This is a genomic window from Bacteroides sp. RTP31139st1_H2_RTP31139_211217 (assembly GCF_040227615.1).
In the GTDB taxonomy this organism is placed as follows: domain Bacteria; phylum Bacteroidota; class Bacteroidia; order Bacteroidales; family Bacteroidaceae; genus Bacteroides; species Bacteroides uniformis.
Window position 1 is genome coordinate 22,839 of the sequence record NZ_JBCNZM010000010.1, and the last position, 13,419, is coordinate 36,257.

Consider the following 13,419-nt stretch of genomic DNA (forward strand, 5'->3'; position numbering starts at 1 on the left):
TTATAATAATATCATTTACACGAAAAAAAATCCGCAACCTGCCGGAATCATTCCGCACTATACTTTCAGAAAAAGGTTTCATGGCAAAGATTCTCATCGCCCGGGGACAGGCGACCATCTATGTCCAGAAGGACGGGTATACCATAACCCAGTCTTTGGGTGAATACGTGTTCCCCGCGGATGACACGGGGAAGATTCTCTCGTCCGTCACTCTCACCTCGACCGTACGGGTGATGTGCGGGGACGAGGAACTCACGGCCTTTACCATCGGTGCGGTGGGTAAGCCGGCGGGATTCTCATCCGTTACCGTCAATAACGGCACGAAGACCTTAACCTACGTTATCACCGCCGGTACGACGACCCTCGCCGACCACGGAACAATAGATATTCCCGTGACAATTTCCGGTATTGTCTATCATCTGTCGTTCGTCTGGTCGAAAGCCAAGGCGGGTATCCCGGGCAAGGACGGGGTCGATGCCGACATGCTCGACTGGGTCAAGGAGTGGAATACGGGTAAGACGCTCATCAACGGCAACACGGTCATCACCCCCAAACTCTTTGCGGGCACGAAAAACAGCGACGGCACCGTCTCCGGGATAGCCATAGGCTCGTTTACACTCAATACGAAGACCTCCTCGGGAACGATCGCCGCAGAGGCGGTAAACGGCATCTATGGATTTAGGGATGGCTACAAAACCTTCTATGTAGATAACGGCGGTAACGCCCAGTTGGGTTATGGCGACCAGTATGTCAGGTATAACGCCACGACAGGCAAGGTCGAGTTCGGCAGCGGAGTGAGTCTGAACTGGGTCGGTGCGACCTACATCGACAAGGACGGCGTCTTTACCGGAACACTCTCGGCCGATACGATTAAGACGATTTCCATCAGTGCTTCCCAGATCACATCGGGGATTATCGCTGCGGCACGCATCGACACGGCGGCGTTGAAAGCCTCCTTGATTACCGCCGGAAACATCGAAGCTCTGACCTTGAACGTTACAAAAGGGAAAATCGGCGGCTGGACGGTGGATGCCGACTCCCTTTACCGGGGTACGAAGAACAACACTGTGGGGAGCTGCACCTCTGCCGCAGGTAGCATTACGCTCGGCTCGAACGGTATCCGGGGCTATAAATGGCGGCTGGATGCCTCGGGAGCCGGAGCGGTCGCGGGCGGCAACATCGCGTGGGACGCTTCGGGCAACGTCACGTTCGCCTCGACGGTCAGTGCCTTGTGGACGGCACCTATCGGCTCCCTCACCACGGCTTTGGGCGGCAGCGGCTATCCCAAGCTGACGAAGATCACGGCCGACGGAATCTATACCGGCAGTATCACCGCCTCGCAGATTACCGCAGGAACCATCTCCGCCGACCGCATAGCGGCAGGCAGTATAGCGGCCTCGAAGCTCGATGCCGCCAGCATCAGGTCCTCCATCATCAACACGGACTATATCAACGGCCTGAGCTGTACCTTCACCAAAGGAAAAATCGGCGGCTGGATGATCGGGGCTTCGGCCCTCACTGCCACGCATATCTCGATAGACAGCGGCAACAGACGCATCGCGGTGTACGGGGCCAATTCGGGTGTCGCTAGCGGGCAGCGGGTGCAGCTCTACTACAACAGCGACACGGACTTCGGGCTCTATACCACGGACAGTGCAGGGTACTGCGTGGCACAGCTGGGTTCGAGCAACAGCATAGCCGGCTGGACGATCGACACGACTTCCATTCGCAAGGGCAACGTGTCGCTGGGCAGCGACGGCTCGATCATCAACTCCACGAAATGGAAACTGAACAACGACGGTTCGGGGCAGATCGCCTCGGGCAACATTGCATGGGACACTGCCGGGAACGTTACGTTCGGGGCTTCCGTATCGCTGCAATGGAAGAACGACATCGAAGCGGCCAAGGTTACGAACTTCGGCTATCGATATTACAAGAAACTCATCATCAACGGCGACGAAGCGACCTATTATCCAGTCGTTTTCAAAGGTGGCGACCAGAACATCAAACGTACCATTCTCGTCCGTCGGGGATATGCCGAGCAGGCTCCGGTCTCGTGGAACACATCCACGCACAAAGGAGGTCTGATCGTACTTATCAAAACCAACTTCGGCGGTTGGGGTGGCATTGCCTATTCATGGGATATCTATGACCTTTCCGAGACCTACTGCCGGATGTTCGCCGGGGCGCAGCTGTGCGGCAACTACTGCATGTTCGCCGTCTTCCTGCGTGGCGGCGGCGATACGGGTGCCGTGTACCACCTCTACTCCGACCAGCCGATAGAGAGCAGCAGTTATAGTCCTTCGCCGATTCCGGCAGCTCCGCAAATCGCTTACGGCAACGACCTTATCTTCCAGAGCGGTTCCACACAAGCCTATGCCCCCGCGCCGCGCACCCTCACGGCTGCCGTCGAGGAGGAGATCCGCCGCCATCGGTTCATTGCTCTGGCGCAAAGCACGGACAGCACGCTTGCGGCGCACCCGCTGACCTATATCGGCTCGACAGGGATTTACACGGGCACCCTTACCGCGGCGCAGGTCAACGCCGTGGCGATCGATGCCGGCAGTATCAAGACGGGAACACTTTCGGCAGACCGTATCGCCGCGGGCAGCATCAGCGCCTCGAAACTCGATGCCGTGGGTATCAAGTCGTCCATTATCAATACCGATTACATCAACGGTCTCAGCTGCACGTTCACGAAGGGCAAGATCGGCGGTTTCTCCATCGGCAGTGACAACATGACCATAGGGAACGTCGGAGCTGTGGGTGCCATCCCGTTGCAAATCCGTTCCGCCTCCACGGGCAGCGGTTACTGGTACACGGGAGCCTACAAGCCGCTGGGTATATGCCTTACGTGGTATCAGAGCAGCAATGCAGGGCATATCGTCCTCGGGCAGGTGGCGGCATCCGGCAACAGTGTCAAGACCGGATTCATAGGTCTTCAGATGATGTCATGGGACAATCTGGAATACTTCTGCCTCTCGGTGAACTATACCAAAAGCGGCAGCAAGGAGGTATACAACCGTATCGCGGGGTGGGCCTTCGACCACAACCATATCTGGAAAAACAACATCTCGCTGGGCAGCGACGGATCTATCGCCAACTCCACGAAATGGAGTCTGAACAACGACGGGTCTGGGCACATAGCCTCGGGTAATATCTCATGGAATGCCGCCGGCACGGTTACCTTTGCCGCATCCGTATCCGCCCAGTGGACTACGGGCATCACGACGGCGCAGGAACTCGCTTCGGCCATGGCGTTCGGGAAGATGCTCTACCGCGACCCGACTTTCTGGAACGGAAACAACGGTGTCGTGGTTTACAACAACTCCCAGAACGGTATGGTGACCGTTACCCGGCAGCAGGATGCCACGGCACCCAATGACAGCAAGTATGTCCTGAAAATCCAGACCAGCGGCAGTGCCAGCCCTCGCAACGGAGGCTTCTATTTCGGGGCGAAATGCGGTTACCGCAAGGTGCTCGTCGCCCGCATTATCGCCAAGATCCCCGCCGGCAGAAATCTCTGTTGGGCGACGAACAGCGTCGGCACGGGAGGTTCGCACCGGTGGCTTACGTCGAACGCCGGCACGGGCGACTGGAAAGAATACGTCTACAAGGTCGTGTGCGGCACCGCCGATTTTTCCAGCACCCATTTCTTCTACGTGGACGGCACGCAGGGGACTTCCGATACGCCTGTCATCTGGTATGTGGCCTATGCCACGGTCTTCGACCTTACCTCCACGGAGAAATACACGACCACCATCGATGCCAACGGCATTTACACGGGAACCGTACGCGCCAACCAGATTATCGTGGATTCCGCCCTGACTGTCGGAGGGAGCAGCTATAACGGCAGCATCTCCGTCAAGGATGCGAACAATAGCGTAAAGGTCACGCTGGACAGGAACGGTATCACGGCCGTGAGCGGCAAGATCGGCGGCTGGATTCTCGGAACAAGCGCCCTGACCGCTTCGGCTCCGGCCTCGGGGCACCGCATCGTTATGGGGGCTTCAGGATATATTTACCACGACAACCCTTCCACCGGAGTAAACTATTGGGCGCTGAACACGGACGGTTCCGCCACGTTCGGGTGCGGGAAAATCTCCTTTGCCAATGACGGATCGGGTTATCTGGCCAACCAGAATATCAAATGGGACGCCTCGGGAAATGTCACGATGACGGGCACCATCAACGCCAATGCCGGCACCATCGGGGGATTCGTCATCGGTCAGGGGCGCATCGGCTCGACGGCGACAGGAACCGGCTCAGGCGGCGGCCTTGCCATCTACGACGACCTGTTCCGCGTGGGGGACACCATTTCGTATGTCCTGTTCGGCAGCAACACCATACCGGCATCCGCCGGCGGATCATGTGCCACCGGACGTATTGTGAACAACAAGGTGAACAGCATCTTTAATAACAACTACGGGCTTTATATCGATGTCAAAAACGGTAACCGTAACTACGGAATATGGTCCAATGCCTCTGTTATAGCCCCTGCCTGCATCGGCAACAAGATCAAGAATGTCTATTTCACAGGCAGCGGTTACACGATCGATTTCTCGCAGTTCAACATCTTTTTCGTTTATGCCAACCAGAAGTACAGCGTGACCCTGCCGTCGGCATCGTCCGTGGCCACCATGTTCGGTTACTCGACTCTGCCGTCGGACTTCGCCTGCATATTTACCCTAATTTACAACTACAACTGGGGGAATAGCCTTGTATTCACCAATATCCGTAACCACAACGGGGATCTTGCCAGTTACACGTTAGCCAAGGGAGACTCCATTACGGTATTGTGCGCCAATTACCCCTCGTTCCATTACCAGATATTAAATCACTCTTATTAAAAACTTTTCTGCTGGGAATATCCCTACACTTAATAAAAACAGAAGCGAATTATGAACATCACCAACGTAACGGTAACCAAGGTTGCCGAAGAGAGCACGGAGAATGCCGACTACCAGTTGGAATATTCCATCGTCAATGACGCGCTGACCCGCGTCCACGCCTCCATCCGCAAGAAGGATACGGATGGCTCGGGGAACGCTCCGCAGATAGGTATCATCTACATGGAACAAGGCGTTATTTCATGCAACATTCCTATGGGAGAGCCGCTTGCACCCCTGTTTCATGATTTCGATACCATGATCGACGAAATAAAAAAGAGTAACGTACAAAATGCATAAATAATATGGAACTGTCAGTCAAAGACCGCCTTTACCTGCCGTCCTTTTTGCCGGCACGGGGCAACTTCAAGGACTTCAACCTCAAAAAAGAGATTCTGCGCAAGATCGCCATTCCGGACGAGGAGCGCAAAGCCATCGGTCTTCACGAGAATGCCGAGGACAAGCGCATCGAATGGGATGTGGAGAAGGAGAAACCGCTTGCCGTGGAGTTCTCGGGGGACGAGATGGAGTATCTCCGGAAAGCCTGCGAACGCATCTCGGACGAGGAGCTTCCGGACGATATGTGGGCTACCGTGTCGCGCATCTACGATTTCATTCAGGAGAAGTAAACCATCCTTTCTTTCTGCCGCTACTCTTTTGAAAAGAGTGCCCGGTCGTACTCTGATGTATGGTCGGGCTTTTTGTTGAAGTATCGTTCATGGCAAGACAGGACATAACAATGGACGCCGAATACGGTGAGGTGGAGACTTCCGGCAATATCGCCGGCAAGAGTTTCTACGACTTCCGCCTGCTCGATGCCGTCGCGGGTGCGGACAACGACACCTTCCGCTACGGAGAGATTACCGTCCCCGTCGGCTTCGTGTACACGTATAACGACGGCAAAGGGTTCCATGTCAGGATTCCCTATACGCCCGACATGCGCCGCCTGACGGTCCGTCTGGTTATGGAAAGCGGTTCGGGCGGCACGGAGTACCTGAGAAATCCTGCGACGGGCAAACATTGGTTTCCCGTCGTGGCGGAGACGGAAGCCGGCACGGCCGATATCGCCCTGGCCGCATTTTTCTCCCTCAATGAGAAGGGAGTCTACAACCTGCTGTCACGGGACGGTTACCTTGCCGTGTACAGCGGCTCAGAGACCGACTTCGAAATAGGAGCCGCCAAAGCCCAGAACGAGACGTTTCTGCTGAAAGCTTCAGCCGGAAATCTCTACCAACATTCTACGACAGGTGTCGGCCTCGTCGACTACCTGCATTCGAGTCTGGAAAACAACGGTCTTGCCGCCAAACTGCAGTCGGAATTCCTGTCGGACAAGGTCGTCATCAAGAATGCCTATATGGATTCTGCCACGGGAGAGCTGCTTTTAGAAACCGAGGAAAAGGAGGAGAACGATGGGTAAGTACAGGGTCGTAGCCGGACAGAATATCTACGATGTGGCCCTGTACCTGTACGGCAGCATCGAGGGAGTCGTGGATTTGCTCATCAACAACCCCGATCTCTCCTTCGCCACGACATTGACTGCCGGCCGGGAACTTGTCTACACGGACGATTTCGTTATCCGCGCCGATGTAGTCGCCTATAACGGGTTGCACGGCATCGTCCCCGCTAACGGTGAACGGCATGTCTATCCCAAAACGTTCACCTTGCCGCTTGCTGTCGTCCTCACGCTCGCTGCCGGGATCATCACCGTGCAGTGTGCCGTTTCCGGTGCGGGACAGCTGGAAATCGACTGGGGCGACAACAGCGACACCGAGACCGTCCTCCTCGCGGACACGCCGCAGCTGCTCACCCATACCTTCGACAACAAAGTCAGGGACAGGCGTCGTATCCGTTGGTTTACCGATGCCTGCTTCCGGAGTATCGACTGGAGCGGGCTCAAACCGCGGTCGTTGGTACTGGTGCAGACACTGCCGGTGGAGGAGCTGACGCTCACGCACGCCACACTCTCCTTGGAGAGCCTGCGGCTGCTTTCCGGAACCTACAGCCTGAACCTGTCGAATTGCGCGTTGGCCGATCTTGCACCGCTTGCCGAATGCCGGGAACTGATGACACTCGACCTCTCCGCCGCCCGACTGAAACCGACAGTCATAGATCATTACCTGACAACCCTTGTGGAACATTACGGCGACCGACGGAATTGCACGGTCATTTTACCTACAGCCCCGACGGGAACCTATCGGGAGCCGGACCGGGATACCGAAACGGGGCGCTACCGTATCGCCTCGGGCATGGAAGCCGTATGGGTCATCCTGCACGAGGAGGCCTGGAATGAGGGTGGCGCGTGGAAATTCATTATCGACGATATAACCTATACAGTGGAATGAGCCGGACGATTAAGGAGATATACAATGAAGCCGTGCAGGAACGCAACCGGCGGCTGGAACTGACGGAGTTCGCCAGCGACTCGAAGCTGTCTGTCATGAACGGTATCCTATGGACCGTAGCCGCTGTCATCTACAGTTTCGAGACGCTGCTTGATGTCTTCGCGGTGGATATCTCGGAAGCCATCAACAACCGGATCAACGGCACGCCGGACTACTACGCCAATGCGCTGCTGCAATACCAGCAGGGCGACGAGCTGACCGTCCGCGAGGACGGACTGGCTTTCGGGTATGCCCAGGTCGATGAGACCAAACGCATCATTACGCAGGTCTCCTATGTGGAGAGCACGGACGACAGCAACCTCGACAGCAAGCTGGTACTGAAAATCGCTACCGGCACGAAAGGACATCTGGAAGCTATTCCCGCCGAGGAGCTGGTGCCCATCAATGCCTATATCGGCAAGCTGAAATTCGCCGGCACACGCATCGAGGTCATCTCGACCAAAGGCGACGTGCTGGTGCCGCGTCTTACGGTCTTCTACGATGGTGCCGTTCCCGAGGCGGAGATGTACGACAGCATCGAGACCCGTATCCGGGACTACATTATGGGCATCGACTTCGACGCTGCGGTCTATGTCTCCCGCCTGACGGATGCCATACGCCGTGCCGAACACGTTACAGACGTCTATATCGACGAGACGGCAATCCCCGAGCAGGGCGTGTTTATTGCTTGCCACGATACGGACGGGCAAATCCAGCCCCTGCAACGTGTCGGCCGCATGACATACACCGCCTCGGGCTACCTGAAAGAGTCCTCGCGCAAGGACGAGGAGTCGGAACTGCCGACCTTCCGGGAAGCCATCACGCTCAAAGTCGAAAACCATGAGATATAAGCTGCCCATAGACCGTTCGGTGAACCGGCTCGTGCCGCACTACCTGTCGGGACGGCGGTTCATCCTCTTCGTGCAGAGCTGCCTCTATCCCTTGCAAAGCCTGAACGAACGGTTCCGTACGTTTGCACGGGAACGGCATATCGAGGCGCGCATGACCTCACAGGTCATCTATTTCGAGTGGTTCCTGAACTACCGGTTCGGTAAATACATCAAGGACGGCAAGGACCGCATCTTCATCAAGGACAGCACGAGTGTCGGTGTGGACCTGTACCACGAAGGGGCGGAATACCAGCGTCCTTTCACCGTATGGTACAACGGGGAACAGGTTACAACGGACAATGAGGCGGAACGCCCCCGTCCGTTCTACCTGCTGGCGGAAGAGAAGCTGATCAACAAGGTCAGCTTCATGGTCTGCGTCCCGCCCGTCACCATACCTCCGCGGGAACTGGTCTATATGCTTTCCTATGTGGTGAACACCTATAAGACAGCAGGCAAGACCTACCTGATCAAGATCGACGAAGACGAATACACCCCCAATAAGAATACAGGACAATGAAAGAATATATTGCGGAAACCGGCGGACGGTATACCTACTCGGACGATATCCTGAACTTGCAGGAACTGGCTCTCAGCATGAGTGCCGTTTTTGACGGCTGCTCGGACTTCATCATCTCCGGATGCGAGATCGAGGGTCCCCGCGTCTCCCCGGGTTATGTCTGGCTCGGCGGAAAGGTACGCCGTTTCGACGGCTGCGCCGATGCTGTCTATCCCTATTATATATACGAAATCAACCGGCATGAATCGGTGGTCTACGCCAATGAGGTCAACAAGCGCGGGCGTACCTGTTATCTCTGTGCCGGAGCCAAGGCTGTCCCGGATACGGTCGATCCGGTTACTGACAAACTGCCGGCGGCCATCGAGGTGACGGAGAGCTATGCACCCCGGTTCATCGACAAGTTCTTCGGCCGCTATGCTGTCCTGCTCGATACACCTTTTGCCCGGCAGACCGTCAAGAAGGATCTGGTGCTGGCCGGAACGTTCACCGGGCAGAAAGAAATCAGCTCCAAGACCGCCGTCTCCGTCAGCGGCGGGAACGGCTACATGCTCAAAGGCATCGTCAAGGCGGACGGCCATGCCGCCATCGGTGCCTACCTGCACGGTCTGCTTGTCAACGAGATTGTCATCCGGACGGACGGCACGTTCAGTTTCATGAAACAAGGCAAGGAACTGGCCAGGGTTACGGAAGACGGCATATCCTGCGGTACTTCGCTGAATGAAAACGCCCGGATCGGGGCTGTCCGCATCAAGGGATACGACATCTATAACACCTCGGATGTGACGGATGAGGGTTGTATCCGTATCAATTACCACGGCACGGAGGGCGGCGGAACAAAATACCGTGACTTTGCCGTGCATGACGGAAAAGCCTGCACCACACCTGTTTTGAAAGTCATCGGGCGTACCGCCACCCTGCAGGTCGGCGGACTGCTCTCCCTGCAAAGCACCGGACGGGGTATCGATATTCAGAATACCGCCTATACGAAAGACAATGCCAGGCTGACAAACCTGATTACCTGGCGCGACAGTGCCGCCGCGCTGCTCGCCACCGTCGGCTTCGACACCGCTGACAGTTTCCGTTTTGCGCTGAGGAACGCTCTGGGCGACATCGTGCTTGCCCCTTTGGGAGCGGTGGATGTGCTCGGTACGCTTAAAATCAACGGAAAATCCGTGTCCGACACCTATGTGACCGTCAGGGCCTTTACGGAGGCGATGGGAAAGAAAGTGGATGTGGTAGAAGGCAAACAGCTCTCTACCGAAGACTTCACGACCGAATACAGGAAGAAACTGGCGGCTATCACTACCGGAGAACTGACGGAGGGCGGCGAAGGTTATGTCACATCGGGAACCGTCGCGGCGGCTTTGAAAATGAAACTCTCCGCCGACGGGAACCTTTCCGATGTCATGGACAAGGCTGCCGCCCGGAAGAATATCGATGTCTATTCCAAAGCGGAAGCCGGGGAGGTATTTCTGGAAATCTCCGAAGGATTGAAGGAGCTGGTGCGCCTGACGGCGGACGAGATCAGCGGGCTGACGGCAGAGGAAGCCGCCGAACTGAAAGCAAAGCGGCAGGCGGCCGTCAGGGATACCCTCGATGCCGAAAAGAAAGGTACCGGGGAGCTGAAACTGGCCAAGACCTCGAACCTGTCCGACCTTCCGGACAAGGGCAAGGCACGCAAGAACCTCGAAGTCTATTCCACGGCCGAGATAGACCGGATGATGGACGGCAAGCTCGGGACTGACTCCGCTTACGAGGGCATTGTCTTCACACCCGAACTCAGGGACAAACTGCTGGAAATCAAGACCGGTTCGTTCGCCTACATAGATGAAGGCGGCATTTCGCACGCGCAGGTCGAGGGATACGTGATGACCTCGCAGGTTGTCAGGGAACTCAAGAAAAAGGCGGAGCGGCTGATGGGCGGCTACAACGCTTCCGAAAAGGATACCATCGCCACCAACCTGAACCTGTATACCAAGGCCGGGGCGGACGCCCGCTTCGCCGCGCTTGAAAACCTGTTCCAGGATTACATCGACTTTTTGACCGGGCAAGGAAAATCCCCCATGGAAGCCCGGCAGCTCCTGCGGAACAAGTTGGACGTGCTGTCCAAAGACGAAATCGTCAAGGACTACCTGCGCAAGGACGGCAAACTTTCCGACCTGTCCTTGCCGACAGCGGAGGCGAAACGGCAGGCCTGCCGCGCTATCGGAGCCGCCTATGCGGAAGAATACCAGCCCCTGCTGGCGGATACGGGATGGATGCACATGGAGAACAGCGGCTCGGGAACAGATACCCAGGGGCTGTTTATCCGCCAGATCGGGAATATCGTGTCCATACAGGGGTATATCAATACCGCACGCAGGGACGGCAGCAACTGGGGCGGCATCGTTGCCGTCATCCCGAACAAGATACAGCCCCCGAGATACAGCGTGCGCTGCAGCGCCGCTGACTGGAACGATGACCACAAGTACAACCGGGGCTCCTCGTTCACCATCTACGGCGGTTCGCGCAGGATACAGCTTTACGAGCGCGGTATGTACAATGTCAATGTAGAACTCAACTTCACCTATTTTGTATAGTCATGAAACATAAACTCAATGTAAACGGCGATATTGAAAGCCGCCGGAGGATTGCGGAGCGCAGGAACGTTCCCGTCCGTGAAACCGTACAGCAAACCATTCAACCGCAACATCATGAAACAGAAGAAAATCAGGCGGCAGCCGCAGAAGAAACCGTCTCCCCGGCAGCAGAAGCCCCGAAAGCGAGAAGACGGAAGACCGCAGGGGACGCTTAAGCGCTTTCCTTTCGACGAGACACGGATAGGCTTCATGCTCCGGTATGAGATGCCGGTAGTCTATCATCTGCTCCGCAGGTTATGCGCCACGCAGCAGCCCTTCGAGCCGGACTGGCAGGTCATACGGTCGGTGGCGGAGGCATCGAAAGACCCTTCCTGCGGCAAGGCGAAGTTCCGCCGCTACCTGGACGAGTACCGCCGGGACGGGGTCTATTGCCGGCGCGGGAAACGGCTCACGCCGGAGCGCAAAGCCTACTATGAAGGCATATGCCGCCGCAAGAGAGAAGAGTATATCCGCCGGAACCGCAGGAGGCTGCTTGCCGAAGCGCGGAACGCGCCGGGCGGCGACAGACTGCTCGGAGAGATTAAAAGCATTCTTAAAATGAAACGGTAATGCGCTGAAGGACAATGCCGGTGAGAAACATTCATGTACATGTATGGCTGTTCCGGGTAATTTGCCTAATTTTGTATTCCACGGTCGCTGCAAGACCTTTCCATATTGTCAAATGAGTATCCTCTTTCGGGATACGGTCAGCGAGACATCCTCTCCCAATTTTATCAGTTGAACGCGGACGGTGCAACCGAACCCGTCCGTCCTGTTACCAGTTTCTTTGCGATGCGGGTATACCGTGTCGCATTCTTCGGGCATTTTTAAATCCATAAAACAAAGCGTTTATGCAAGAAGAAGAAAAGAACAACGGCATGGAAGGCATGTCTGTCGAGGAAATGTTCCTCGGCGTTCAGGAATCTTATCAGGAGGCACAGTTGCGTGCCCAGGAGGAGAACAGGGCGTTCGCCCGTACGGAGTTCTTCCGCATGGACAAGTTCGGGACTTACCGTCTCCGTATCCTGCCCATCGCTCCCAATCCGGACGGCTCGCCGACACGTCCGGGCTATGAGTATCCCGTCCACCAGCTGCTTCTGGAGCTGGAGAAACCCGCTACGGGGAACAAGCCCCAAAAGATGTATGTCACTGTCACCCGCGCTACCGATGCCGGATATAGCGTTGATCCCATCGAGACTTACCGCCGCATGGCCGTCGAAGCCGCAAAAGAGGACGGGGACGACAAACTGGCGGAAAAGATTGCCGGGGGCTCGTTCGGAGGCGGTCTGAAATACAGTTACGGCCACTGTCTCTATGTATTCGACCTGGGTGAACGAGCCAAAGGCGTGCAGATGATGACCCTTTCCCATGCCCAGTTCAAGGATCTGGATGAGAGGAAGTTCAAGCTGTGGAGCAAGAAACTGGCCAAGAATCCGTCTTACCCGTGCCCGATTTCCTCGGTGTATGACGCCTATCCGGTGGAGATTGAAAAGCGCAAGAACGGAGCCAAGACCGAGTATGTCATTTCCATTGACAACGAATCGGAACCGGTACCGTTGACCAAGGAGGAGCTGACCGCCCTGATGGGTGCGCCGCGTATCCCGGAAATCATCTACCGCTACACCCGTTATCATCTGGGAGCCACCGTCGAGTTCCTCAAACAGTGCGACGGTATCTACGGCATGTCGCTCATGGAGACGGATGAAATGAAGACGGTCATCGACACGCTGGACGGTGAACTGCCCAAGGAGGATATATCCGCGTTCTCGTTCGACCGCCGTACGAAAGATAACAGAGAAAACGGGCGTGAAGGCGGAGGCATCTCGCTGGACGACCTTTTCGAACGTTATGACGAGCTTCAGCGGCAGGAACTCGGTGAGAAGACCGAGGAAGGCCAGGAGCTGCGTGCGATGATCCGCGGCTACATCGAGCAGGAAGGGCTCTCCGTGCGTGTCACACGCTCCACGAGCAACCGGGAACTACTCGACCTGATCGAAAGCGAGATGGAGGGTCCGAAGCCCAGTGACGAACCGGAGGATGTCCCCGGGGAGGAAGAAGAGCAGCCGGAGGAAACGGAAGAGCGTGCCGGGCGTCCCCGCCACCGCAGATAAGCCTTTCACAAGT

The 13,419-nt window shown here is 56.3% G+C and carries 12 protein-coding genes; 10 read left to right on the plus strand and 2 right to left on the minus strand.

Annotation, left to right across the window (positions count from 1 at the left end; all coding sequences use genetic code 11):
• Positions 1–329: 329 nt before the first annotated feature.
• Positions 330–1,529: a hypothetical protein gene (locus ABUA47_RS02635; protein WP_252195202.1), complete on the minus strand. Its 1,200-nt coding sequence runs from the start codon at positions 1,527–1,529 to the stop codon at positions 330–332.
• Here ABUA47_RS02635 and ABUA47_RS02640 point away from each other — a divergent pair.
• The 9 genes from ABUA47_RS02640 (at position 1,497) to ABUA47_RS02680 (ending at position 11,865) form a co-directional block, all read left to right on the plus strand.
• Positions 1,497–4,850, plus strand: a complete 3,354-nt coding sequence (locus ABUA47_RS02640) for a hypothetical protein (protein WP_309607666.1) — start codon at positions 1,497–1,499, stop codon at positions 4,848–4,850. The two genes, ABUA47_RS02635 and ABUA47_RS02640, sit on opposite strands and share 33 nt — an antisense overlap.
• A 51-nt stretch (positions 4,851–4,901) precedes the next feature.
• A complete protein-coding gene (locus tag ABUA47_RS02645) occupies positions 4,902–5,189 on the plus strand; it encodes a hypothetical protein (protein ID WP_004293578.1) in 288 nt (95 codons plus the stop codon).
• A gap of 5 nt (positions 5,190–5,194) precedes the next feature.
• Entirely contained in the window at positions 5,195–5,518 is a 324-nt protein-coding gene (locus tag ABUA47_RS02650; RefSeq protein ID WP_004293577.1) for a hypothetical protein, read from the plus strand.
• A 110-nt stretch (positions 5,519–5,628) separates the two neighbouring features.
• Complete coding sequence (locus ABUA47_RS02655; protein WP_004293576.1) at positions 5,629–6,306, plus strand: hypothetical protein; 678 nt, start codon at positions 5,629–5,631, stop codon at positions 6,304–6,306.
• Entirely contained in the window at positions 6,299–7,231 is a 933-nt protein-coding gene (locus tag ABUA47_RS02660) for a hypothetical protein (protein WP_004293575.1), read from the plus strand. Before ABUA47_RS02655 ends, ABUA47_RS02660 begins: the two co-directional genes overlap by 8 nt.
• Positions 7,228–8,121: a hypothetical protein gene (locus ABUA47_RS02665; protein WP_004293574.1), complete on the plus strand. Its 894-nt coding sequence runs from the start codon at positions 7,228–7,230 to the stop codon at positions 8,119–8,121. The genes ABUA47_RS02660 and ABUA47_RS02665 overlap by 4 nt, the downstream gene beginning before the upstream one ends.
• Positions 8,111–8,677 carry a hypothetical protein gene (locus tag ABUA47_RS02670; protein ID WP_004293571.1) on the plus strand — a complete coding sequence of 189 codons (567 nt, stop codon included), beginning with the start codon at positions 8,111–8,113 and terminating at the stop codon, positions 8,675–8,677. Before ABUA47_RS02665 ends, ABUA47_RS02670 begins: the two co-directional genes overlap by 11 nt.
• Complete coding sequence (locus ABUA47_RS02675) at positions 8,674–11,256, plus strand: hypothetical protein (protein WP_004293569.1); 2,583 nt, start codon at positions 8,674–8,676, stop codon at positions 11,254–11,256. The genes ABUA47_RS02670 and ABUA47_RS02675 overlap by 4 nt, the downstream gene beginning before the upstream one ends.
• A gap of 114 nt (positions 11,257–11,370) precedes the next feature.
• Positions 11,371–11,865: a hypothetical protein gene (locus ABUA47_RS02680; RefSeq protein ID WP_017140885.1), complete on the plus strand. Its 495-nt coding sequence runs from the start codon at positions 11,371–11,373 to the stop codon at positions 11,863–11,865.
• Positions 11,866–11,973: 108 nt separating this feature from the next.
• Here the strand turns inward: ABUA47_RS02680 and ABUA47_RS02685 are convergent, their stop codons facing one another.
• Positions 11,974–12,132, minus strand: coding sequence for a hypothetical protein (locus ABUA47_RS02685; RefSeq protein WP_008672739.1), 159 nt, complete (start codon positions 12,130–12,132; stop codon positions 11,974–11,976).
• Positions 12,133–12,146: 14 nt separating this feature from the next.
• On the opposite strand from ABUA47_RS02685, the gene ABUA47_RS02690 reads away from it, so the two are divergent.
• A complete protein-coding gene (locus ABUA47_RS02690) occupies positions 12,147–13,406 on the plus strand; it encodes a hypothetical protein (RefSeq protein ID WP_004293566.1) in 1,260 nt (419 codons plus the stop codon).
• Positions 13,407–13,419 lie beyond the last annotated feature (13 nt).

Bases quoted from the DNA above. Each gene is read 5' to 3' on its own strand.
- ABUA47_RS02640 (WP_309607666.1), top strand. From the start codon at position 1,497: ATGATCGGGGCTTCGGCCCTCACTGCCACGCATATCTCGATAGACAGC.
- ABUA47_RS02635 (WP_252195202.1), bottom strand. From the start codon at position 1,529: ATGCGTGGCAGTGAGGGCCGAAGCCCCGATCATCCAGCCGCCGATTTT.
- ABUA47_RS02645 (WP_004293578.1), top strand. From the start codon at position 4,902: ATGAACATCACCAACGTAACGGTAACCAAGGTTGCCGAAGAGAGCACG.
- ABUA47_RS02650 (WP_004293577.1), top strand. From the start codon at position 5,195: ATGGAACTGTCAGTCAAAGACCGCCTTTACCTGCCGTCCTTTTTGCCG.
- ABUA47_RS02655 (WP_004293576.1), top strand. From the start codon at position 5,629: ATGGACGCCGAATACGGTGAGGTGGAGACTTCCGGCAATATCGCCGGC.
- ABUA47_RS02660 (WP_004293575.1), top strand. From the start codon at position 6,299: ATGGGTAAGTACAGGGTCGTAGCCGGACAGAATATCTACGATGTGGCC.
- ABUA47_RS02665 (WP_004293574.1), top strand. From the start codon at position 7,228: ATGAGCCGGACGATTAAGGAGATATACAATGAAGCCGTGCAGGAACGC.
- ABUA47_RS02670 (WP_004293571.1), top strand. From the start codon at position 8,111: ATGAGATATAAGCTGCCCATAGACCGTTCGGTGAACCGGCTCGTGCCG.
- ABUA47_RS02675 (WP_004293569.1), top strand. From the start codon at position 8,674: ATGAAAGAATATATTGCGGAAACCGGCGGACGGTATACCTACTCGGAC.
- ABUA47_RS02680 (WP_017140885.1), top strand. From the start codon at position 11,371: ATGAAACAGAAGAAAATCAGGCGGCAGCCGCAGAAGAAACCGTCTCCC.
- ABUA47_RS02685 (WP_008672739.1), bottom strand. From the start codon at position 12,132: ATGGATTTAAAAATGCCCGAAGAATGCGACACGGTATACCCGCATCGC.
- ABUA47_RS02690 (WP_004293566.1), top strand. From the start codon at position 12,147: ATGCAAGAAGAAGAAAAGAACAACGGCATGGAAGGCATGTCTGTCGAG.